Source organism: Pseudomonas shirazica (genome assembly GCF_015168335.1).
GTDB lineage: Bacteria > Pseudomonadota > Gammaproteobacteria > Pseudomonadales > Pseudomonadaceae > Aquipseudomonas > Aquipseudomonas asiatica.
This window is the reverse complement of the sequence record NZ_CP063456.1, coordinates 4,752,152-4,773,119: the sequence shown is the minus strand read 5'-3', so window position 1 is coordinate 4,773,119 and position 20,968 is coordinate 4,752,152. Positions and strand designations below refer to the sequence as shown.

The 20,968-nt window shown below is 57.6% G+C and carries 23 protein-coding genes; all 23 read left to right on the top strand.

The window, feature by feature from the left end; translation table 11 throughout:
* Positions 1 to 70: 70 nt before the first annotated feature.
* The 23 genes from rplJ (at position 71) to rpsN (ending at position 20,876) form a co-directional block, all read left to right on the top strand.
* Positions 71 to 571: a 50S ribosomal protein L10 gene (gene rplJ / locus IMX18_RS22090; RefSeq protein WP_003257082.1), complete on the top strand. Its 501-nt coding sequence runs from the start codon at positions 71 to 73 to the stop codon at positions 569 to 571.
* 78 nt (positions 572 to 649) lie between these two features.
* Positions 650 to 1,021, top strand: coding sequence for a 50S ribosomal protein L7/L12 (gene rplL / locus IMX18_RS22085; RefSeq protein WP_013970630.1), 372 nt, complete (start codon positions 650 to 652; stop codon positions 1,019 to 1,021).
* Positions 1,022 to 1,241: 220 nt separating this feature from the next.
* Positions 1,242 to 5,315 (top strand): DNA-directed RNA polymerase subunit beta, encoded by a 4,074-nt coding sequence (gene rpoB, locus IMX18_RS22080; protein ID WP_013970631.1) that lies wholly within the window; start codon positions 1,242 to 1,244, stop codon positions 5,313 to 5,315.
* Between the two features lie 64 nt (positions 5,316 to 5,379).
* Positions 5,380 to 9,579, top strand: a complete 4,200-nt coding sequence (rpoC, locus tag IMX18_RS22075) for a DNA-directed RNA polymerase subunit beta' (RefSeq protein WP_013970632.1) — start codon at positions 5,380 to 5,382, stop codon at positions 9,577 to 9,579.
* A gap of 211 nt (positions 9,580 to 9,790) precedes the next feature.
* The gene (gene rpsL, locus IMX18_RS22070; protein ID WP_003257088.1) at positions 9,791 to 10,162 is read left to right on the top strand and encodes a 30S ribosomal protein S12; all 372 of its coding nucleotides are present in this window, start codon (positions 9,791 to 9,793) and stop codon (positions 10,160 to 10,162) included.
* Between the two features lie 106 nt (positions 10,163 to 10,268).
* Positions 10,269 to 10,739, top strand: a complete 471-nt coding sequence (rpsG, locus tag IMX18_RS22065) for a 30S ribosomal protein S7 (RefSeq protein WP_003246741.1) — start codon at positions 10,269 to 10,271, stop codon at positions 10,737 to 10,739.
* 30 nt (positions 10,740 to 10,769) lie between these two features.
* Entirely contained in the window at positions 10,770 to 12,917 is a 2,148-nt protein-coding gene (gene fusA, locus IMX18_RS22060; protein ID WP_015268748.1) for an elongation factor G, read from the top strand.
* Between the two features lie 27 nt (positions 12,918 to 12,944).
* The gene (tuf, locus tag IMX18_RS22055) at positions 12,945 to 14,138 is read left to right on the top strand and encodes an elongation factor Tu (protein WP_013970626.1); all 1,194 of its coding nucleotides are present in this window, start codon (positions 12,945 to 12,947) and stop codon (positions 14,136 to 14,138) included.
* A 141-nt stretch (positions 14,139 to 14,279) separates the two neighbouring features.
* Positions 14,280 to 14,591 (top strand): 30S ribosomal protein S10, encoded by a 312-nt coding sequence (gene rpsJ / locus IMX18_RS22050; RefSeq protein ID WP_003186070.1) that lies wholly within the window; start codon positions 14,280 to 14,282, stop codon positions 14,589 to 14,591.
* A gap of 80 nt (positions 14,592 to 14,671) precedes the next feature.
* The gene (rplC, locus tag IMX18_RS22045; RefSeq protein ID WP_003257089.1) at positions 14,672 to 15,307 is read left to right on the top strand and encodes a 50S ribosomal protein L3; all 636 of its coding nucleotides are present in this window, start codon (positions 14,672 to 14,674) and stop codon (positions 15,305 to 15,307) included.
* 12 nt (positions 15,308 to 15,319) lie between these two features.
* The gene (gene rplD, locus IMX18_RS22040) at positions 15,320 to 15,922 is read left to right on the top strand and encodes a 50S ribosomal protein L4 (protein WP_008089819.1); all 603 of its coding nucleotides are present in this window, start codon (positions 15,320 to 15,322) and stop codon (positions 15,920 to 15,922) included.
* Positions 15,919 to 16,218, top strand: a complete 300-nt coding sequence (gene rplW / locus IMX18_RS22035) for a 50S ribosomal protein L23 (RefSeq protein WP_003255484.1) — start codon at positions 15,919 to 15,921, stop codon at positions 16,216 to 16,218. Before rplD ends, rplW begins: the two co-directional genes overlap by 4 nt.
* A 14-nt stretch (positions 16,219 to 16,232) precedes the next feature.
* On the top strand, positions 16,233 to 17,057 hold the full coding sequence (gene rplB, locus IMX18_RS22030; RefSeq protein WP_015268750.1) for a 50S ribosomal protein L2: 825 nt from the start codon (positions 16,233 to 16,235) through the stop codon (positions 17,055 to 17,057).
* A gap of 16 nt (positions 17,058 to 17,073) precedes the next feature.
* Complete coding sequence (gene rpsS / locus IMX18_RS22025; RefSeq protein ID WP_003255482.1) at positions 17,074 to 17,349, top strand: 30S ribosomal protein S19; 276 nt, start codon at positions 17,074 to 17,076, stop codon at positions 17,347 to 17,349.
* 11 nt (positions 17,350 to 17,360) lie between these two features.
* Entirely contained in the window at positions 17,361 to 17,693 is a 333-nt protein-coding gene (gene rplV, locus IMX18_RS22020; RefSeq protein WP_003103908.1) for a 50S ribosomal protein L22, read from the top strand.
* A gap of 13 nt (positions 17,694 to 17,706) precedes the next feature.
* Positions 17,707 to 18,393, top strand: coding sequence for a 30S ribosomal protein S3 (rpsC, locus tag IMX18_RS22015; RefSeq protein ID WP_003255481.1), 687 nt, complete (start codon positions 17,707 to 17,709; stop codon positions 18,391 to 18,393).
* A 12-nt stretch (positions 18,394 to 18,405) separates the two neighbouring features.
* Positions 18,406 to 18,819, top strand: a complete 414-nt coding sequence (gene rplP / locus IMX18_RS22010; RefSeq protein ID WP_003255479.1) for a 50S ribosomal protein L16 — start codon at positions 18,406 to 18,408, stop codon at positions 18,817 to 18,819.
* Positions 18,819 to 19,010 (top strand): 50S ribosomal protein L29, encoded by a 192-nt coding sequence (gene rpmC / locus IMX18_RS22005; protein ID WP_002555481.1) that lies wholly within the window; start codon positions 18,819 to 18,821, stop codon positions 19,008 to 19,010. Before rplP ends, rpmC begins: the two co-directional genes overlap by 1 nt.
* Positions 19,011 to 19,012: 2 nt before the next feature.
* Positions 19,013 to 19,279, top strand: coding sequence for a 30S ribosomal protein S17 (gene rpsQ, locus IMX18_RS22000; RefSeq protein ID WP_003255478.1), 267 nt, complete (start codon positions 19,013 to 19,015; stop codon positions 19,277 to 19,279).
* A 23-nt stretch (positions 19,280 to 19,302) separates the two neighbouring features.
* Positions 19,303 to 19,671 (top strand): 50S ribosomal protein L14, encoded by a 369-nt coding sequence (rplN, locus tag IMX18_RS21995; protein WP_002555479.1) that lies wholly within the window; start codon positions 19,303 to 19,305, stop codon positions 19,669 to 19,671.
* A gap of 11 nt (positions 19,672 to 19,682) precedes the next feature.
* Positions 19,683 to 19,997, top strand: coding sequence for a 50S ribosomal protein L24 (gene rplX, locus IMX18_RS21990; RefSeq protein ID WP_013970637.1), 315 nt, complete (start codon positions 19,683 to 19,685; stop codon positions 19,995 to 19,997).
* 20 nt (positions 19,998 to 20,017) lie between these two features.
* Positions 20,018 to 20,557 carry a 50S ribosomal protein L5 gene (rplE, locus tag IMX18_RS21985; RefSeq protein WP_003257095.1) on the top strand — a complete coding sequence of 180 codons (540 nt, stop codon included), beginning with the start codon at positions 20,018 to 20,020 and terminating at the stop codon, positions 20,555 to 20,557.
* Between the two features lie 13 nt (positions 20,558 to 20,570).
* Entirely contained in the window at positions 20,571 to 20,876 is a 306-nt protein-coding gene (gene rpsN, locus IMX18_RS21980; protein ID WP_013970638.1) for a 30S ribosomal protein S14, read from the top strand.
* Positions 20,877 to 20,968 lie beyond the last annotated feature (92 nt).

The window sequence follows — 20,968 nt, the reverse complement described above, 5'->3', positions numbered from 1 at the left end:
TTACCGAATCAGACACCAAAACGACATCCGGCTTCGGCCAGATGAAACGGTAAAAACCAGGAGTAAACCCGTGGCAATTAAACTCGAAGACAAGAAGGCCATCGTCGCTGAAGTCAACGAGGCTGCCAAAGTCGCTCTGTCCGCTGTCGTGGCTGATGCCCGTGGTGTGACTGTAGGCGCAATGACCGGACTCCGTAAAGAGGCCCGCGAAGCTGGCGTATACGTACGTGTCGTACGTAACACCCTGCTGAAGCGCGCTGTTGAAGGCACCGAATTCTCGATCCTCAACGACGCGTTCAAAGGCCCGACCCTGATTGCTTTCTCCAACGAACACCCGGGCGCTGCTGCTCGTCTGTTCAAAGAGTTCGCCAAGGGTCAGGACAAGTTCGAGATCAAGGCAGCTGCGTTCGACGGCAAGTTCCTTGCCGCTAACCAGATCGACGTGCTGGCAACCCTGCCAACCCGCGACGAGGCTATCGCACAGCTGATGAGCGTAATCCAAGGTGCAACCAGCAAGCTGGCTCGTACCCTGGCAGCTCTGCGCGACCAGAAAGAAGCTGCTGCTGCCTAAGGCACGCGCAACTCTTTCAAAATCATACGTTTAATTTGATGGCTGCGTAGGCTGTCACCCCAATACAGGATTTAAGTCATGTCTCTGACTAACGAACAAATCATCGAAGCGATCGGCCAGAAAACTGTTCTGGAAATTGTTGAACTGATCAAAGCGATGGAAGAAACCTTCGGCGTTACCGCTGCTGCCGCTGTTGCTGCTGGCCCAGCTGCTGGCGCTGCTGCCGCTGTTGAAGAGCAGACCGAGTTCAACGTCGTTCTGACCGAAGCTGGCGACAAGAAAGTAAACGTGATCAAGGCCGTTCGTGAACTGACCGGTCTGGGCCTGAAAGAAGCCAAAGAGAAAGTCGACGGCGCTCCTCAGGTTATCGCTGAAGGCGTTTCGAAAGAAGCCGCTGAAGACGCGAAGAAGAAGCTGGAAGAAGCTGGCGCTAAAGTCGAGCTGAAGTAATCTCGACCTTGCGACTCCAGTCCGAGCGTTGAGCGAAGGGCTGATGGCTGGTGGCTTATGCCACCGGCCTTTTTCCGTTATTGGTGGCCGGTCAGGCCGGCCCCGATAACAAGCTGCAAGACACCCATGTGGGTGGCGCAAACCAAGAGGTTTGCACGATTTTCTGGCTGCTCCCGCCGGGAGAAGCCAAACAAGCAGGTGACCAAGCTGGGGAACGCTGATGGCTTACTCATACACTGAGAAAAAACGTATCCGCAAGGACTTTAGCAAGTTGCCGGACGTCATGGATGTGCCTTACCTCCTGGCCATCCAGCTGGATTCGTATCGCGAATTCCTGCAAGCGGGAGCATCCAAGGATCAGTTCCGCGACGTCGGCCTGCACGCGGCCTTCAAATCGGTATTCCCGATCATCAGCTACTCCGGCAATGCTGCCCTGGAGTACGTAGGCTATCGCCTGGGCGAACCCGCCTTCGATGTGAAGGAATGTGTCCTGCGTGGCGTGACCTTCGCGGTCCCACTGCGGGTCAAGGTGCGCCTGATCATCTTCGACAAGGAATCGTCGAACAAAGCGATCAAGGACATCAAAGAGCAAGAAGTCTACATGGGTGAAATCCCCCTGATGACTGAGAACGGTACCTTCGTTATCAACGGTACCGAGCGTGTGATCGTTTCCCAGCTGCACCGTTCGCCTGGTGTGTTCTTCGACCACGATCGTGGCAAGACTCACAGCTCCGGCAAGCTGCTGTACTCCGCTCGCATCATCCCTTACCGCGGCTCCTGGCTGGACTTCGAGTTCGACCCGAAGGACTGCGTGTTCGTGCGTATCGACCGTCGCCGCAAACTGCCGGCCTCGGTGCTGCTGCGTGCCCTGGGTTACAGCACTGAAGAAGTGCTGAACACCTTCTACACCACCAACGTGTTCCACATTTCCGGCGAGAAACTCAGCCTGGAACTGGTACCGCAGCGTCTGCGTGGTGAGGTTGCAGTCATGGATATCCATGACGAAACCGGCAAAGTCATCGTCGAGCAGGGCCGCCGTATTACTGCGCGCCACATCAACCAGCTCGAGAAGGCCGGCGTCAAGCAGCTGGACGTTCCAATGGAATACGTCCTGGGCCGCACTACTGCCAAGGCTATTGTGCATCCGGCTACCGGCGAGATCCTGGCTGAATGCAACACCGAGATGACCACTGAACTGCTGATCAAGGTCGCCAAGGCTCAGGTCGTCCGTATCGAGACCCTGTACACCAACGACATCGATTGCGGTCCGTTCATCTCCGACACCCTGAAGATCGACACCACCAGCAACCAGCTGGAAGCCCTGGTCGAGATCTACCGCATGATGCGTCCTGGCGAGCCGCCAACCAAGGATGCTGCCGAGACCCTGTTCAACAACTTGTTCTTCAGCGCCGAGCGTTACGACCTGTCCGCCGTTGGCCGCATGAAGTTCAACCGTCGGATCGGTCGTACCGAGATCGAAGGTTCGGGCGTGCTGAGCAAGGAAGATATCGTCGAGGTTCTGAAGACCCTGGTCGACATCCGTAACGGCAAAGGCATCGTCGACGACATCGACCACCTGGGTAACCGTCGTGTACGTTGCGTCGGTGAGATGGCCGAGAACCAGTTCCGCGTTGGCCTGGTGCGTGTCGAGCGCGCGGTCAAGGAACGCCTGTCGATGGCGGAAAGCGAAGGCCTGATGCCGCAAGACCTGATCAACGCCAAGCCGGTTGCGGCAGCGGTGAAAGAGTTCTTCGGTTCCAGCCAGCTGTCCCAGTTCATGGACCAGAACAACCCGCTCTCCGAGATCACCCACAAGCGCCGCGTCTCCGCACTCGGCCCAGGCGGTCTGACCCGTGAGCGTGCCGGCTTCGAAGTCCGTGACGTACACCCGACCCACTACGGCCGTGTGTGCCCGATCGAGACCCCTGAAGGTCCGAACATCGGTCTGATCAACTCCCTGGCAGCCTATGCCCGCACCAACCAGTACGGCTTCCTGGAAAGCCCGTACCGCGTAGTGAAGGAAGGCGTGGTCAGTGACGACATCGTGTTCCTGTCGGCCATTGAAGAGGCGGATCACGTCATCGCCCAGGCTTCGGCCGCGATGAACGAGAAGAAGCAGCTGATCGATGAGCTGGTAGCTGTTCGTCACCTGAACGAATTCACCGTCAAGGCGCCGGAAGACGTCACCCTGATGGACGTTTCGCCGAAGCAGGTTGTTTCCGTCGCTGCGTCGCTGATTCCGTTCCTCGAGCACGACGACGCCAACCGTGCATTGATGGGTTCGAACATGCAGCGTCAGGCTGTACCGACCCTGCGCGCCGACAAGCCGCTGGTAGGTACCGGCATGGAGCGCAACGTTGCCCGTGACTCCGGTGTCTGCGTGGTTGCTCGTCGCGGTGGCGTGATCGACTCGGTCGACGCCAGCCGTATCGTTGTTCGCGTTGCCGACGACGAAGTGGAAACCGGCGAAGCAGGTGTGGATATCTACAACCTGACTAAGTACACCCGTTCGAACCAGAACACCTGCATCAACCAGCGTCCGCTGGTGAGCAAGGGTGACAAGGTTCAGCGTGGCGACATCATGGCCGACGGCCCGTCCACCGACATGGGTGAACTGGCACTGGGTCAGAACATGCGCATCGCGTTCATGGCGTGGAACGGCTTCAACTTCGAAGACTCCATCTGCCTGTCCGAGCGTGTGGTTCAGGAAGACCGCTTCACCACCATCCACATCCAGGAACTGACCTGTGTGGCGCGTGACACCAAGCTTGGCCCAGAGGAAATCACTGCGGACATCCCGAACGTGGGTGAAGCCGCACTGAACAAGCTGGACGAAGCCGGTATCGTCTACGTGGGTGCCGAAGTCGGCGCTGGCGACATCCTGGTCGGCAAGGTAACGCCAAAAGGCGAAACCCAGCTGACTCCGGAAGAAAAACTGCTGCGCGCAATCTTCGGTGAGAAGGCCAGCGACGTTAAGGACACCTCCCTGCGCGTGCCAACCGGCACCAAGGGTACCGTCATCGACGTACAGGTCTTCACCCGTGATGGCGTCGAGCGCGACAGCCGCGCTCTGGCCATCGAGAAGATGCAGCTGGACGAGATCCGCAAGGACCTCAACGAAGAGTTCCGCATCGTCGAAGGTGCAACCTTCGAGCGTCTGCGTTCTGCTCTGAACGGCCAGGTGGTCGACGGTGGCGCGGGCCTGAAGAAAGGCACCGTGATCACTGACGAAGTGCTGGATGGTCTGGAGCACGGGCAGTGGTTCAAACTGCGCATGGCCGAAGATGCACTGAACGAGCAGCTGGAAAAGGCTCAGCAGTACATCGTCGATCGTCGCCGTCTGCTGGACGACAAGTTCGAAGACAAGAAGCGCAAGCTGCAGCAGGGTGATGACCTGGCACCGGGCGTACTGAAGATCGTCAAGGTTTACCTGGCAATCCGCCGTCGCATCCAGCCGGGTGACAAGATGGCCGGTCGTCACGGTAACAAGGGTGTCGTCTCGGTAATCATGCCGGTCGAAGACATGCCGCACGACGCCAACGGTACTCCGGTCGATGTCGTACTGAACCCGCTGGGTGTACCTTCGCGTATGAACGTCGGTCAGATCCTCGAAACCCACCTGGGCCTGGCGGCCAAAGGTCTGGGCGAGAAGATCGACCGCATGATCGAAGAGCAGCGCAAGGCCGCTGAACTGCGCGTGTTCCTGACCGAGGTCTACAACGAGATCGGCGGTCGTCAGGAAAACCTGGACGAGTTCACCGACGAAGAGATCCTGGCCCTGGCCCACAACCTGAAGAAGGGCGTGCCAATGGCTACCCCGGTCTTCGACGGTGCCAAGGAGCGCGAGATCAAGGCCATGCTGAAGCTGGCCGACCTGCCAGAGAGCGGCCAGATGGTGCTGTTCGATGGCCGTACCGGCAACAAGTTCGAGCGTCCTGTGACCGTTGGTTACATGTACATGCTCAAGCTGAACCACTTGGTGGACGACAAGATGCACGCGCGTTCCACTGGTTCCTACAGCCTGGTTACCCAGCAGCCGCTGGGTGGTAAGGCGCAGTTCGGTGGTCAGCGTTTCGGGGAGATGGAAGTGTGGGCGCTGGAAGCATACGGCGCGGCATACACCCTGCAAGAAATGCTCACAGTGAAGTCGGACGACGTGAACGGCCGTACCAAGATGTACAAGAACATCGTGGATGGCGATCACCGTATGGAGCCGGGCATGCCCGAGTCCTTCAACGTGTTGATCAAAGAGATCCGTTCGCTCGGTATCGATATCGATCTGGAAACCGAATAACACGTGACGCGAAGGGGAGTGGGGCAGGTAATGCCCGCTCCCTGCTCCGCCAGGAGGAAAGGCCTTGAAAGACCTACTGAATTTGCTGAAAAACCAGGGTCAAGTCGAAGAGTTCGACGCCATCCGCATCGGTCTGGCGTCGCCTGAAATGATCCGTTCGTGGTCGTTCGGTGAAGTTAAGAAGCCGGAAACCATCAACTACCGTACGTTCAAGCCTGAGCGTGACGGCCTGTTCTGCGCCAAGATCTTTGGCCCAGTCAAGGACTACGAGTGCCTGTGCGGTAAGTACAAGCGCCTCAAGCACCGCGGCGTGATCTGCGAGAAGTGCGGCGTTGAAGTCGCCCTGGCAAAAGTTCGTCGTGAGCGCATGGCGCACATCGAACTGGCCTCGCCGGTTGCCCACATCTGGTTCCTGAAGTCGCTGCCGTCCCGTATCGGCCTGCTGATGGACATGACCCTGCGTGACATCGAGCGCGTGCTCTACTTCGAGAGCTACGTCGTTATCGACCCGGGCATGACCACCCTGGAAAAAGGCCAACTGCTGAACGACGAGCAGTACTTCGAAGCGCTGGAAGAGTTCGGTGATGACTTCGACGCCCGCATGGGTGCCGAGGCTGTCCGCGAGCTGCTGCACGCTATCGACCTAGAGCACGAGATCGGCCGCCTGCGCGAAGAGATTCCGCAGACCAACTCGGAAACCAAGATCAAGAAGCTGTCCAAGCGCCTGAAGCTGATGGAAGCGTTCCAGGGTTCGGGCAACCTGCCTGAGTGGATGGTCCTGACCGTCCTGCCAGTGCTGCCGCCGGACCTGCGTCCGCTGGTACCGCTGGATGGCGGCCGCTTCGCGACCTCTGACCTGAACGACCTGTATCGTCGCGTGATCAACCGTAACAACCGTCTGAAGCGCCTGCTGGATCTGTCGGCGCCGGACATCATCGTGCGCAACGAAAAGCGCATGCTGCAGGAGGCGGTCGACGCCCTGCTGGACAACGGCCGTCGCGGTCGCGCCATCACTGGCTCGAACAAGCGTCCGCTGAAGTCCCTGGCCGACATGATCAAAGGTAAGCAAGGTCGCTTCCGTCAGAACCTGCTCGGTAAGCGTGTGGACTACTCCGGCCGTTCGGTAATTACCGTAGGCCCGACCCTGCGTCTGCACCAGTGCGGTCTGCCGAAAAAGATGGCTCTCGAGCTGTTCAAGCCGTTCATTTTCGGCAAGCTGGAAATGCGTGGTCTGGCGACCACCATCAAGGCTGCCAAGAAGATGGTCGAGCGTGAGCTGCCAGAGGTGTGGGACGTGCTCGCCGAGGTGATCCGCGAACACCCCGTGCTGCTCAACCGCGCACCGACCCTGCACCGTCTGGGTATCCAGGCATTTGAACCGGTTCTGATCGAAGGCAAGGCTATTCAGCTGCACCCGCTGGTCTGTGCCGCGTACAACGCCGACTTCGACGGTGACCAGATGGCCGTTCACGTGCCGCTGACCCTGGAAGCCCAGCTCGAAGCGCGCGCGCTGATGATGTCGACCAACAACATCCTGTCGCCAGCCAACGGTGAGCCAATCATCGTTCCGTCGCAGGACGTGGTACTGGGTCTGTACTACATGACCCGTGAAGCCATCAACGCCAAGGGCGAAGGTCGCGTGTTCGCCGACCTGCAGGAAGTCGACCGCGTATTCCGCGCCGGCGAGGCTGCCCTGCACGCGAAAATCAAGGTTCGTATCAACGAAACCGTGAAAGAGCGTGACGGCTCCGTGGTCAAGAACACCCGCATCGTCGACACCACCGTCGGCCGTGCGCTGCTGTTCCAGGTCGTACCGGCAGGCCTGCCTTACGACGTGGTCAACCAGCCGATGAAGAAAAAGGCGATCTCCAAGCTGATCAACCAGTGCTACCGCGTGGTTGGTCTGAAAGAGACCGTTATCTTCGCTGACCAGCTGATGTACACCGGTTTCGCTTACTCGACCATTTCCGGCGTTTCGATCGGTGTTAACGACTTCGTTATCCCGGACGAGAAAGCACGCATCATCGGTACCGCTACCGACGAAGTGAAGGAAATCGAGAGCCAGTACGCCTCCGGTCTGGTAACCCAGGGCGAGAAGTACAACAAGGTCATCGACTTGTGGTCGAAGGCGAACGACGAAGTGTCCAAGGCGATGATGGCCAACCTCTCGAAAGAGAAGGTCATCGATCGCGAAGGCAAGGAAGTCGAGCAAGAGTCCTTCAACTCGATGTACATGATGGCTGACTCCGGTGCGCGGGGTTCCGCAGCCCAGATCCGTCAGCTGGCCGGTATGCGTGGCCTGATGGCCAAGCCGGACGGCTCCATCATCGAGACGCCGATCACTGCGAACTTCCGTGAAGGTCTGAGCGTTCTGCAGTACTTCATTTCGACCCACGGTGCTCGTAAGGGTCTGGCGGATACCGCACTGAAGACCGCCAACTCCGGTTACCTGACTCGTCGTCTGGTAGACGTTGCCCAGGATCTGGTTGTTACCGAGATCGACTGCGGCACCGACCAGGGCCTGCTGATGACCCCGCACATCGAAGGTGGTGACGTTGTAGAACCGCTGGGTGAGCGTGTGCTGGGTCGTGTCATCGCCCGTGACGTGTTCAAGCCAGGCACCGAGGACGTCATCGTTCCGGCCGGTACCCTGGTCGACGAGAAGTGGGTCGAATTCATCGAGCTGAACAGCATCGACGAAGTGGTCGTGCGTTCGCCGATCAACTGCGAAACCCGTTACGGCATCTGCGCCAAGTGCTACGGTCGTGACCTGGCTCGCGGTCACCAGGTGAACATCGGTGAAGCTGTCGGCGTTATCGCTGCGCAGTCGATCGGTGAGCCGGGTACCCAGCTGACCATGCGTACGTTCCACATCGGTGGTGCTGCAAGCCGTACCTCGGCTGCCGACAGCGTCCAGGTGAAGAACGGCGGTATGGTGCGTCTGCACAACCTGAAGCAGGTAGAACGTGCCGATGGCAACCTGGTTGCCGTATCGCGTTCGGGCGAGTTGGCCATTGCCGACGAGTTCGGTCGTGAGCGTGAGCGCTACAAGCTGCCTTATGGTGCGGTAATTTCGGTCAAGGAAGGTGAAAAGGTCGAAGCTGGCGCTATCGTCGCCAAGTGGGACCCGCACACCCACCCGATCGTTACCGAACTGAAAGGTACCGTGACCTTCGTTGGCATGGAAGAAGGCATCACCATCAAGCGTCAGACTGACGAATTGACGGGTTTGACCAACATTGAAGTACTGGACGTCAAGGATCGCCCTGCCGCTGGCAAGGAAATCCGTCCTGCTATCAAGATGGTCGACGCTTCTGGCAAGGATCTGTACCTGCCAGGTACCGACGTACCTGCCCAGTACTTCCTGCCGGCCAACGCCCTCGTCGGCGTGGCTGACGGTGCCCAGATCGGTGTTGGTGACGTTATCGCGCGTATCCCGCAAGAAACGTCGAAGACCCGTGACATCACCGGTGGTCTGCCGCGCGTTGCCGACCTGTTCGAAGCGCGCCGTCCGAAAGAGGCCTCGATTCTGGCTGAAGTCAGCGGCACCATCGCGTTCGGCAAGGAGACCAAGGGCAAGCGTCGTCTGGTCATCACCCCGACCGACGGTAGCGATCCGTACGAAGAGCTGATTCCGAAGTGGCGCCACCTGAACGTCTTCGAAGGCGAACAGGTAAACCGCGGCGAAGTTATCTCCGACGGCCCGAGCGATCCGCACGACATTCTGCGTCTGCTGGGTGTGAGCGCGCTGGCGAAGTACATCGTCAACGAGATCCAGGACGTTTACCGTCTGCAAGGCGTTAAGATCAACGACAAGCACATCGAGACCATCCTGCGTCAGATGCTGCGCAAGGTCGAGATCACCGAGTCGGGTGACTCCAGCTTCATCAAGGGCGACCAGATGGAACTGACCCAGGTACTGGTAGAGAACGAGCGTCTCGCCAGCGAGGACAAGTTCATCTCCAAGTTCTCCCGCGTGCTGCTGGGTATCACCAAGGCCTCGCTGTCGACCGAGTCGTTCATCTCCGCGGCTTCCTTCCAGGAAACCACCCGCGTACTGACCGAAGCGGCGGTAACCGGCAAGCGCGACTACCTGCGCGGCCTGAAAGAGAACGTGGTCGTGGGTCGTCTGATTCCGGCCGGTACTGGTCTGGCCTACCACAGCGAGCGTAAGCGTCGCCGTGATGCCGACAAGCCGCTGCGTGTGAGCGCCAGTGAGGTGGAAGCCGCACTGACCGAAGCGCTGAACTCCAGCGGTAACTAAGTACAGGGCAGGGCCCCGGCAAGCCCCGAGCGATCAGCGGCGACATGAAATGTTGCCGATGATCGGGCGGGGAGGGCCGGGGCCTCGTCTTGACTGGGTGCAAGATCCTCTTTAGACTTTTGTACCCTTAAATTTGGTGAGGCTCCGTCTCGCCAATTTTTGGCTTTCTTGCAAGACAATAGCGTCGCAAGACAATCAGTGGAGCTAGTAGATGGCAACTATCAACCAGCTGGTACGTCAGCCGCGTAAGCGTACCGTCGAGAAATCCGACGTACCTGCGCTGCAGAACTGCCCGCAGCGTCGTGGCGTGTGCACCCGCGTGTACACCACCACGCCGAAAAAACCTAACTCGGCACTGCGTAAAGTATGCCGTGTGCGTCTGACCAACGGTTTCGAGGTTTCCTCGTACATCGGTGGTGAAGGCCACAACCTGCAAGAGCACAGCGTCGTCCTGATCCGTGGCGGCCGTGTAAAAGACTTGCCAGGTGTTCGTTACCACACCGTTCGCGGCTCTCTGGATACTTCGGGCGTTAAAGGCCGTAACCAGGGTCGTTCGAAGTACGGTACCAAGCGTCCGAAGTAATCGGCCGTTTGCAGACATCCATTTATTTGAGTCGATAAGAGTAAGGTCGGGCAGGGGTCGAAAGACCTGGTCCCGGGCTAACCTGAAGACCGTTTGAGGGCTTATCATGCCAAGACGTCGTGTAGCAGCAAAACGTGAGATCCTTGACGATCCGAAGTACGGATCCCAGATTCTCGCCAAGTTCATGAACCACGTGATGGAAAGCGGCAAGAAGGCCGTAGCCGAGCGCATCGTTTACGGTGCCCTGGATACCGTCAAAGCACGCAAGAACAGCGACCCCCTGGAAATCTTCGAGAAAGCTCTCGACGCCATCGCTCCGCTGGTCGAAGTTAAGTCCCGCCGTGTTGGCGGTGCCACTTACCAGGTTCCGGTTGAAGTTCGTCCGTCCCGTCGTAACGCTCTGGCAATGCGCTGGCTCGTAGACTACGCCCGCAAGCGCGGCGAGAAGTCGATGGCCCTGCGCCTGGCCGGCGAACTGCTGGATGCTGCTGAAGGCAAGGGTGCTGCAGTCAAGAAGCGTGAAGACGTGCACCGTATGGCCGAGGCCAACAAAGCGTTCTCGCACTACCGCTTCTAATTCAAGCATCAATCATTTTGCGAGGGCTTTATGGCTCGTACTACAGCAATTAACCGCTACCGTAACATCGGTATCTGCGCCCACGTTGACGCGGGCAAGACTACCACTACCGAGCGGATCCTGTTCTACACAGGTCTGAGCCACAAAATGGGCGAGGTGCACGACGGCGCCGCGACCACCGACTGGATGGTGCAGGAGCAGGAGCGCGGTATCACCATTACCTCCGCTGCCGTTACCACCTTCTGGAAAGGTTCCCGTGGTCAGTACGACAACTACCGCGTAAACGTCATCGATACCCCCGGCCACGTTGACTTCACCATTGAAGTAGAGCGTTCGCTGCGTGTACTCGACGGCGCGGTCGTTGTGTTCTGCGGTACCTCCGGCGTTGAGCCGCAGTCCGAAACCGTATGGCGTCAGGCCAACAAGTACGGCGTTCCACGTGTTGTCTACGTGAACAAGATGGACCGTGCTGGTGCCAACTTCCTGCGCGTTGTCGGTCAGATCAAGAACCGCCTGGGTCACACCCCGGTTCCGGTCCAGCTGGCTATCGGTGCAGAAGACGACTTCCAGGGTCAGGTCGACCTGATCAAGATGAAAGCCATCTACTGGAACGAAGACGACAAGGGCACCACCTACCGCGAAGAAGAAATTCCAGCGGACATGGTCGACCTGGCTAACGAATGGCGCAACAACATGGTTGAAGCCGCCGCCGAAGCCAGCGAAGAGCTGATGAACAAGTACCTTGAAGAAGGTGAGCTGACCGTCGAAGAAATCAAGGCAGGCCTGCGCGCGCGCACCCTGGCCAGCGAGATCGTTCCGGCTGTCTGCGGTTCGTCGTTCAAGAACAAGGGCGTTCCCCTGGTTCTCGACGCCGTTATCGACTACCTGCCTGCTCCGACCGAAATTCCTGCGATCAAGGGTATCCATCCTGATCTGGCCGAAGTGCCGAAGGATGAAGTCACCCCAGAGCAGTACGACGAGCGTCATGCTGACGACGATGAGCCGTTCTCGGCTCTGGCGTTCAAGATTGCCACCGACCCGTTCGTTGGTACTCTGACCTTCGTTCGCGTTTACTCGGGCTTCCTGACCTCCGGTGACTCCGTCATCAACTCGGTCAAGGGCAAGAAAGAGCGCGTTGGTCGTATGGTGCAGATGCACGCCAACCAGCGTGAAGAGATCAAGGAAGTGCGTGCGGGCGATATCGCCGCTCTGATCGGCATGAAGGACGTCACCACTGGTGACACCCTGTGCAACGCCGACAAGCCGATCATCCTCGAACGTATGGACTTCCCGGAGCCTGTGATTTCGCTCTCCGTAGAGCCGAAAACCAAGGCTGACCAGGAGAAGATGGGTATCGCACTGGGCAAGCTGGCCCAGGAAGACCCGTCGTTCCGCGTCAAGACCGACGAAGAAACTGGTCAGACCATCATCTCCGGTATGGGTGAGCTGCACCTGGACATCCTCGTTGACCGCATGAAGCGCGAGTTCAACGTCGAAGCCAACATCGGCAAGCCGCAGGTTTCGTACCGCGAGAAGATCACCAAGTCCAACGTCGAGATCGAAGGCAAGTTCGTTCGTCAGTCGGGCGGTCGTGGTCAGTTCGGTCACTGCTGGATCCGTTTCTCGGAGCCGGATCAGGACGACAAGGGCAACATCACCGAAGGTCTGGTGTTCGCCAACGAAGTCGTTGGTGGTGTGATTCCTAAGGAATACATCCCTGCGATCCAGAAGGGTATCGAAGAGCAGATGAAGAACGGCGTTGTTGCCGGCTATCCTCTGATCGGCCTGAAGGCCGCGGTATTCGACGGTTCGTACCACGACGTCGACTCCAACGAAATGGCGTTCAAGATCGCCGCTTCGATGGCAACCAAGCAACTGGCCCAGAAGGGCGGTGGCGTGGTTCTCGAGCCGATCATGAAGGTCGAAGTTGTAACTCCGGAAGACTACCTGGGTGACGTGATGGGTGACCTGAACCGTCGTCGTGGTCTGGTCCAGGGTATGGATGAATCGGTCTCTGGCCGTGTCGTCCGCGCTGAAGTTCCGCTCGGAGAGATGTTCGGTTACGCAACCGACGTTCGTTCCATGTCTCAGGGTCGCGCAAGCTACTCCATGGAATTCTCCAAATACGCCGAAGCTCCGTCGAACATCGTCGAAGCACTCGTTAAAAAACAAGGCTAATCCCCTTTAGGCAAGAGGTTCACTGTCGTGGCTAAAGAAAAATTTGATCGTTCCCTTCCCCACGTTAACGTCGGCACCATCGGCCACGTTGACCACGGTAAGACCACTCTGACCGCAGCTCTGACTCGCGTCTGCTCCGAAGTTTTCGGTTCGGCAGTCGTTGAGTTCGACAAGATCGACTCGGCTCCGGAAGAAAAAGCGCGCGGTATCACCATCAACACCGCTCACGTCGAGTACAACTCGAACATTCGTCACTACGCTCACGTTGACTGCCCAGGTCACGCTGACTACGTGAAGAACATGATCACCGGTGCTGCCCAGATGGACGGCGCGATCCTGGTTTGCTCGGCCGCCGATGGTCCGATGCCACAAACCCGTGAGCACATCCTGCTGTCCCGTCAGGTAGGCGTTCCTTACATCGTGGTCTTCCTGAACAAGGCTGACCTGGTAGACGACGCCGAGCTGCTGGAACTGGTCGAGATGGAAGTTCGCGACCTGCTGTCCACCTACGACTTCCCAGGCGACGATACCCCGATCATCATCGGTTCGGCTCGTATGGCCCTGGAAGGCAAAGACGACAACGAAATGGGTACTACCGCTGTCAAGAAGCTGGTAGAAACTCTGGATGCCTACATCCCTGAGCCAGTTCGTGCCGTTGACCAGCCGTTCCTGATGCCGATCGAAGACGTATTCTCGATCTCGGGTCGTGGTACCGTTGTTACCGGTCGTATCGAGCGTGGTATCGTCCGCGTTCAGGATCCGCTGGAAATCGTTGGTCTGCGTGACACCACCACCACCACCTGCACCGGTGTTGAGATGTTCCGCAAGCTGCTGGACGAAGGTCGTGCTGGCGAGAACTGCGGCGTTCTGCTGCGTGGTACCAAGCGTGACGACGTTGAGCGTGGCCAGGTTCTGGTCAAGCCAGGTTCGGTCAAGCCGCACACCAAGTTCACCGCAGAAGTCTACGTTCTGTCGAAGGAAGAAGGCGGTCGTCACACTCCGTTCTTCAAAGGCTACCGTCCTCAGTTCTACTTCCGTACCACTGACGTGACCGGTAACTGCGAACTGCCGGAAGGCGTTGAAATGGTAATGCCAGGTGACAACATTCAGATGACTGTCACCCTGATCAAGACCATCGCAATGGAAGACGGTCTGCGCTTCGCTATCCGTGAAGGCGGTCGTACCGTCGGCGCCGGCGTCGTAGCAAAAATCATCGAGTAATCACTCGACCGATTGAAAAAACCCCCGCTCAGCGGGGGTTTTTTTTATTGGGTTGACACTAAATGGGGGCGTCTATAGAATCACGCCTCCTTTTAGCGGGCGTAGTGCGTCCGTTGGGAACAGCCTGGAGTCTGAAATCCAATGCAAAATCAGCAAATCCGTATCAGGTTGAAGGCTTTCGACCATCGCCTGATCGACCAATCCACCCAGGAAATCGTGGAAACCGCGAAACGTACTGGTGCACAAGTGCGTGGTCCAATTCCACTGCCTACCCGCAAAGAGCGTTTCACCGTTCTGGTTTCCCCGCACGTCAACAAAGACGCGCGTGACCAGTACGAGATCCGCACTCATAAGCGTGTTCTGGACATCGTCCAGCCAACGGATAAAACCGTTGATGCGCTGATGAAGCTTGATCTGGCGGCAGGTGTGGAAGTACAGATCAGCCTCGGCTAAGACTTCGGTCTGGTCGTGTAACGCTCTGAAATGGGCGGCCATAGCGGGTGAAAGCCCCGTACACTCATGAGGTTTACAACATGACTATTGGTGTAATCGGTCGCAAGTGCGGTATGACCCGCATTTTCACCGAAGAAGGTGTCTCCATTCCGGTCACGGTCATCGAGATCGAGCCGAATCGCGTCACCCAGTTCAAAACTGAAGAAACCGATGGCTACCGTGCAGTGCAAGTCACTGTCGGCGAGCGTCGTGCTTCGCGCGTGACTGCCGCTCAGGCAGGCCACTTCGCCAAGGCCAACGTTGCCGCTGGTCGCGGTGTCTGGGAGTTCCGTCTTGAAGAAGGCGATTTCCAGGCTGGCGATCTGATCAAAGCTGAACTCTTCACTGCAGGCCAGCTGGTAGACGTTACTGGTCAGTCCAAAGGTAAAGGCTTCGCCGGTACCATCAAGCGCTGGAACTTCCGTGGCCAGGACAACACCCACGGTAACTCCGTGTCGCACCGTGTCCCAGGTTCCATCGGCCAGTGCCAGACTCCTGGTCGTGTGTTCAAGGGCAAGAAAATGTCCGGTCACATGGGCGCCGAGCGCGTGACTGTTCAGTCCCTGGAAGTAGTTCGCGTAGACGCTGAACGCAACCTGCTGCTGGTCAAGGGTGCCGTTCCAGGCGCTACTGGCGGCGACGTGGTTGTACGTCCAGCTGTCAAGGCTCGCGGTTAAGGGGAAACTGACATGCAACTCAATGTAAATGACGCTCAGGCGATCGAAGTTTCCGAACTGACTTTCGGTGGCGAATTCAACGAGACGCTGGTACACCAAGCAGTCGTGGCCTACATGGCCGGCGGCCGTCAGGGCACCAAGCAGCAGAAGACCCGTTCCGACGTGGCTGGTGGCGGTAAGCGCCCATGGCGTCAGAAGGGTACTGGCCGTGCTCGTGCTGGTACCACTCGTGGTCCGATCTGGCGTGGCGGTGGTGTAACCTTCGCAGCTCGCCCTCAAGATCACTCGCAGAAGCTCAACAAGAAGATGTACCGCGCAGCCCTGCGCTCCATCCTCGCTGAGCTGGTGCGTAGCGACCGTCTGGTCGTGGTTCAGGACTTCGCTGTTGAAGCACCGAAAACCAAAGATCTGCTGAACAAGCTGAACGGCATGGGTCTGAACGACGTACTGATCGTTTCCGACGCTGTTGATCAGAACCTGTACCTGGCTGCTCGCAACCTGCCGCACGTTGACGTACGTGACGTACAAGGTTCCGACCCGGTCAGTCTGATCGCATACGAGAAAGTGTTGATCACTGTCTCGGCCGTGAAGAAATTCGAGGAGCTGCTGGGATGAACCAGGAACGCGTATTCAAAGTCCTCCTTGGCCCGCACGTTTCCGAGAAGGCTACCGTTCTGGCTGAGAAAAAAGGCCAGTTCGTATTCAAGGTTGCTACCGATGCAACCAAGCTGGAAATCAAGAAAGCTGTCGAAGGCCTGTTCAACGTAAAGGTTGAAAACGTGTCGACTGTTAACGTTCTGGGTAAAACCAAGCGTACCGCACGTGGTCTGGGCAAGCGTAATGACTGGAAGAAGGCGATCGTCTCCCTTCAGCCAGGCCAAGATCTCGATTTCAGCAGCAGTGCTGAGTAAGGAAGGGGTGCATCATGGCAATCGTTAAATGCAAACCGACTTCCCCTGGCCGCCGTTTCGTGGTCAAGGTGGTCAACCAGGAGCTGCACAAAGGCGCTCCTCACGCACCGCTGATCGAGAAAAAATCGAAGTCTGGTGGTCGTAACAACAATGGCCGCATCACCACTCGTCACGTTGGTGGTGGTCATAAGCAGCATTACCGTCTGGTCGACTTCCGTCGCAACGACAAAGATGGCATTCCAGCCACTGTCGAGCGTATCGAATACGACCCGAACCGTACTGCTCACATCGCCCTGCTGTGCTACGCAGACGGTGAGCGTCGCTACATCATCGCCCCTAAAGGCGTGAGCGCTGGTGACCAGCTGATCGCAGGTGCCCTGGCCCCAATCAAGGCCGGTAACTCCCTGCAGCTGCGCAATATCCCAGTAGGTAGCACCATTCACGGCATCGAACTGAAGCCGGGTAAAGGTGCTCAGATCGCTCGTTCCGCTGGTGCTTCGGCTCAGCTGATCGCTCGTGAAGGCGTCTACGTGACTCTGCGTCTGCGTTCCGGTGAGATGCGTAAAGTACTGGCTGAGTGCCGTGCGACCCTGGGCGAAGTCTCGAACTCCGAGCACAGCCTGCGTTCGCTGGGTAAAGCTGGTGCCAAACGCTGGCGCGGCGTTCGCCCAACCGTTCGTGGTGTTGCCATGAACCCGGTTGACCACCCACATGGTGGTGGTGAAGGTCGTACCTCCGGTGGTCGTCATCCGGTATCGCCATGGGGCTTCCCAACCAAGGGTGCGAAGACCCGTGGTAATAAGCGTACCGACAACATGATCGTCCGTCGTCGCAAGTAACTAGAGGGATACGACAGTGCCACGTTCTCTGAAAAAAGGTCCTTTTATCGATCTTCACCTGCTGAAGAAGGTCGAAGTGGCGGTGGAGAAGAACGATCGCAAGCCAGTTAAAACCTGGTCGCGCCGTTCGATGATCCTGCCACAAATGGTCGGTCTGACCATCGCGGTACACAACGGTCGTCAACATGTCCCAGTTCTGGTGAACGAAGACATGGTCGGCCACAAACTGGGCGAGTTCGCCGGTACCCGCACCTATCGCGGGCACGTGGCTGACAAGAAAGCCAAGCGTTAAGGGGTAAGGAAATGGAAGTAGCCGCTAAGTTGTCGGGCGCTCGCATCTCCGCCCAGAAAGCCCGCTTGGTCGCCGACCAGATCCGCGGGAAGAAGGTGGGCGAAGCGCTCAACCTGTTGGCCTTCAGCAGCAAAAAAGCCGCTGAAATCATGAAGAAAGTCCTCGAGTCGGCCGTTGCCAACGCCGAACACAACGAAGGCGCAGACGTTGATGACCTGAAGGTCTCCACCGTCTTCGTCAACGAAGGGCGTTCGCTGAAGCGCATCATGCCACGTGCCAAAGGCCGTGCTGATCGCATCGTCAAGCGGTCTTGCCATATCACTGTCAAGGTTGCGGACAAGTAACGGAGTCGATCAGATGGGTCAGAAAGTACATCCCACTGGCATTCGCCTGGGAATCGTCAAGGAGCACACCTCCGTCTGGTACGCAGACGGTGCTACTTACGCAGATTACCTGTTGAAGGATCTGAAAACGCGTGAGTACCTCCAAGACAAACTAAAAAGCGCGTCCGTAAGCCGTATCGATATTCATCGTCCGGCTCAAACTGCACGCATCACCATCCACACCGCTCGTCCCGGTATCGTTATCGGTAAGAAAGGTGAAGATGTCGAGAAGCTGCGTCAGGACCTGACCAAGCAGATGGGTGTGCCTGTGCACATCAACATCGAAGAGATCCGCAAGCCGGAACTCGACGCTATGCTGGTTGCGCAGAGCGTAGCTCAGCAGCTGGAGCGCCGCGTAATGTTCCGTCGCGCCATGAAGCGCGCCGTACAGAACGCCATGCGTATTGGTGCCAAGGGCATCAAGATCCAGGTGAGCGGTCGTCTCGGCGGTGCTGAGATTGCTCGTACCGAGTGGTATCGCGAAGGTCGTGTGCCTCTGCACACCCTGCGTGCCGATATCGACTACAACACCTACGAAGCTCACACCACTTACGGTGTGATCGGTGTGAAGGTTTGGATCTTCAAAGGCGAAGTTATTGGTGGTCGCCAAGAAGAACTGAAACCACAAGCACCAGCGCCTCGTAAAAAAGCTGCTAAGTAAGGGGTACGCCAAATGTTGCAACCAAAGCGTACAAAATTCCGCAAGCAGATGACTGGCCACAACCGTGGTCTGGCACTGCGCGGTAGCAAAGTCAGCTTCGGCGAATTCGCCCTGAAAGCTGTTGCTCGCGGTCGCCTCACCGCTCGCCAGATCGAGTCCGCACGTCGTGCGCTGACCCGTCACGTAAAACGTGGCGGTAAGATCTGGATCCGTGTGTTCCCGGACAAGCCGATCTCCAAGAAGCCTCTCGAGGTTCGTATGGGTAAAGGTAAGGGTTCCGTGGAATACTGGGTTGCCCAGATTCAGCCAGGCAAAGTCCTGTATGAAATCGAGGGTGTTTCTGAAGAGCTGGCGCGCGAAGCTTTCGCCCTGGCTGCTGCAAAGCTGCCTCTCGCCACCTCCTTTGTTAAGCGGACGGTGATGTGATGAAAGCGAATGAACTTCGTGAAAAATCGGCACAGCAACTGAATGAGCAACTGCTCGGCTTGCTGCGCGACCAGTTCAATCTGCGTATGCAGAAAGCAACTGGCCAGTTGGGGCAGTCGCACCTGCTCTCGCAAGTTAAGCGTGACATCGCTCGCGTGAAAACTGTGCTCAACCAGCAGGCAGGTAAGTGATCATGGCTGAAGCTGAAAAAACCGTCCGTACGCTGACTGGCCGTGTCGTCAGCGACAAAATGGACAAGACCATCACCGTTCTGATCGAGCGTCGCGTAAAGCACCCGATCTACGGTAAATACGTTAAGCGTTCGACTAAGCTGCACGCGCACGACGAAGCCAACCAGTGCAAGATCGGCGACAAGGTTTCCATCCGTGAAACCCGTCCGCTGGCCAAGACCAAGTCCTGGGCACTGGTTGAAGTCCTCGAACGCGCTGTTGAAGTCTAAGGGCTAGGGGTCGGAGAAATTTTATGATTCAGACTCAATCCATGCTCGATGTGGCCGATAACAGCGGCGCTCGTCGCGTCATGTGCATCAAGGTGCTCGGTGGTTCGCACCGCCGTTACGCCGGCATCGGTGACATCATCAAGGTAACCGTCAAGGAAGCAATTCCGCGCGGTAAGGTCAAGAAAGGCCAAGTGATGACTGCTGTTGTCGTGCGCACCCGTCACGGTGTTCGTCGCGCTGACGGTTCCATCATTCGTTTCGACGGCAACGCTGCTGTTCTGCTGAACAACAAGCAAGAGCCGATCGGCACTCGCATCTTCGGGCCAGTGACCCGTGAACTTCGTACCGAGAAGTTCATGAAGATCGTCTCGCTCGCCCCTGAAGTGCTGTAAGGAGATCCGACATGCAAAAGATTCGTCGTGACGACGAGATCATCGTGATCGCCGGCAAAGACAAAGGTAAGCGCGGTAAGGTGCTGAAGGTTCTGGCTGACAACCGTCTGGTTGTTGGTGGTGTGAACCTGGTCAAGCGTCATACCAAGCCTAACCCGATGGCGGGCGTACAGGGCGGTATCGTCGAAAAAGAAGCGCCTCTGCACGCTTCCAACGTTGCCATCTTCAACGGCGAAACCAACAAGGCTGACCGCGTTGGTTTCAAAGTAGAAGACGGTAAAAAAATTCGTGTCTTCAAGTCGACCCAAAAAGCGGTTGATGCTTGAACACTGCTAGGTAGAAGACCATGGCACGACTGAAAGAGATTTACCGGAACGAAATCGCTCCTAAGCTTAAGGAAGAACTTAAGCTGTCGAACGTGATGGAAGTTCCGCGCGTTACCAAGATCACCCTGAACATGGGTCTGGGCGAAGCGATCGGCGACAAGAAAGTCATCGAGCACGCTGTTGCCGACCTGGAAAAGATCACCGGTCAAAAGCCGGTCGTGACTTTCGCTCGTAAATCCATCGCGGGCTTCAAAGTCCGTGAAGGCTGGCCGATCGGTGTCAAGGTGACCCTGCGTCGCGACAAGATGTACGAATTCCTGGACCGCCTGCTGGCGATCTCCCTGCCTCGGGTTCGCGACTTCCGCGGCCTGAATGCCAAGTCCTTCGATGGCCGTGGCAACTACAGCATGGGCGTGAAAGAGCAGATCATCTTCCCGGAAATCGACTACGACAAGATCGATGCTCTGCGCGGTTTGGACATCACCCTGACCACCACTGCTCGTTCGGACGACGAAGGCCGCGCTCTGCTGCGTGCTTTCAAGTTCCCGTTCCGCAACTGATTGGAGTAGGAAAATGGCCAAGAAGAGCATGAAAAACCGCGAGCTGAAGCGTCAGCTCACGGTAGCCAAGTACGCCAAAAAGCGTGCCGAGCTGAAAGCGACCATCGTCAACCTGAACGCCTCTCCTGAAGAGCGTTTCGCTGCCGTTGTCGCCCTGCAGAAGCAGCCACGTGATGCCAGCGCTTCGCGTCTGCGCAACCGTTGCCGCCTGACCGGTCGTCCTCACGGTGTATACCGTAAGTTCGGCCTGGGCCGTAACATGCTGCGTCAAGCTGCAATGCGCGGTGACGTACCAGGTCTGGTCAAGGCCTCCTGGTAATCGCAGCAGGCTGGATCCCGGCGGAAGGGGAGCAATCTTCCGACCGCCGGTGACCTCGCCAACAAACAAGCCCCTATATGGGGCTTGTTTCG

Coding starts and splice junctions, on each gene's coding strand:
- rplL (WP_013970630.1), top strand. CDS start 650: ATGTCTCTGACTAACGAACAAATCATCGAAGCGATCGGCCAGAAAACT.
- rpoB (WP_013970631.1), top strand. CDS start 1,242: ATGGCTTACTCATACACTGAGAAAAAACGTATCCGCAAGGACTTTAGC.
- rpsL (WP_003257088.1), top strand. CDS start 9,791: ATGGCAACTATCAACCAGCTGGTACGTCAGCCGCGTAAGCGTACCGTC.
- rpsG (WP_003246741.1), top strand. CDS start 10,269: ATGCCAAGACGTCGTGTAGCAGCAAAACGTGAGATCCTTGACGATCCG.
- fusA (WP_015268748.1), top strand. CDS start 10,770: ATGGCTCGTACTACAGCAATTAACCGCTACCGTAACATCGGTATCTGC.
- rpsJ (WP_003186070.1), top strand. CDS start 14,280: ATGCAAAATCAGCAAATCCGTATCAGGTTGAAGGCTTTCGACCATCGC.
- rplC (WP_003257089.1), top strand. CDS start 14,672: ATGACTATTGGTGTAATCGGTCGCAAGTGCGGTATGACCCGCATTTTC.
- rplD (WP_008089819.1), top strand. CDS start 15,320: ATGCAACTCAATGTAAATGACGCTCAGGCGATCGAAGTTTCCGAACTG.
- rplW (WP_003255484.1), top strand. CDS start 15,919: ATGAACCAGGAACGCGTATTCAAAGTCCTCCTTGGCCCGCACGTTTCC.
- rplB (WP_015268750.1), top strand. CDS start 16,233: ATGGCAATCGTTAAATGCAAACCGACTTCCCCTGGCCGCCGTTTCGTG.
- rplV (WP_003103908.1), top strand. CDS start 17,361: ATGGAAGTAGCCGCTAAGTTGTCGGGCGCTCGCATCTCCGCCCAGAAA.
- rpsC (WP_003255481.1), top strand. CDS start 17,707: ATGGGTCAGAAAGTACATCCCACTGGCATTCGCCTGGGAATCGTCAAG.
- rplP (WP_003255479.1), top strand. CDS start 18,406: ATGTTGCAACCAAAGCGTACAAAATTCCGCAAGCAGATGACTGGCCAC.
- rpmC (WP_002555481.1), top strand. CDS start 18,819: ATGAAAGCGAATGAACTTCGTGAAAAATCGGCACAGCAACTGAATGAG.
- rpsQ (WP_003255478.1), top strand. CDS start 19,013: ATGGCTGAAGCTGAAAAAACCGTCCGTACGCTGACTGGCCGTGTCGTC.
- rplN (WP_002555479.1), top strand. CDS start 19,303: ATGATTCAGACTCAATCCATGCTCGATGTGGCCGATAACAGCGGCGCT.
- rplX (WP_013970637.1), top strand. CDS start 19,683: ATGCAAAAGATTCGTCGTGACGACGAGATCATCGTGATCGCCGGCAAA.
- rplE (WP_003257095.1), top strand. CDS start 20,018: ATGGCACGACTGAAAGAGATTTACCGGAACGAAATCGCTCCTAAGCTT.
- rpsN (WP_013970638.1), top strand. CDS start 20,571: ATGGCCAAGAAGAGCATGAAAAACCGCGAGCTGAAGCGTCAGCTCACG.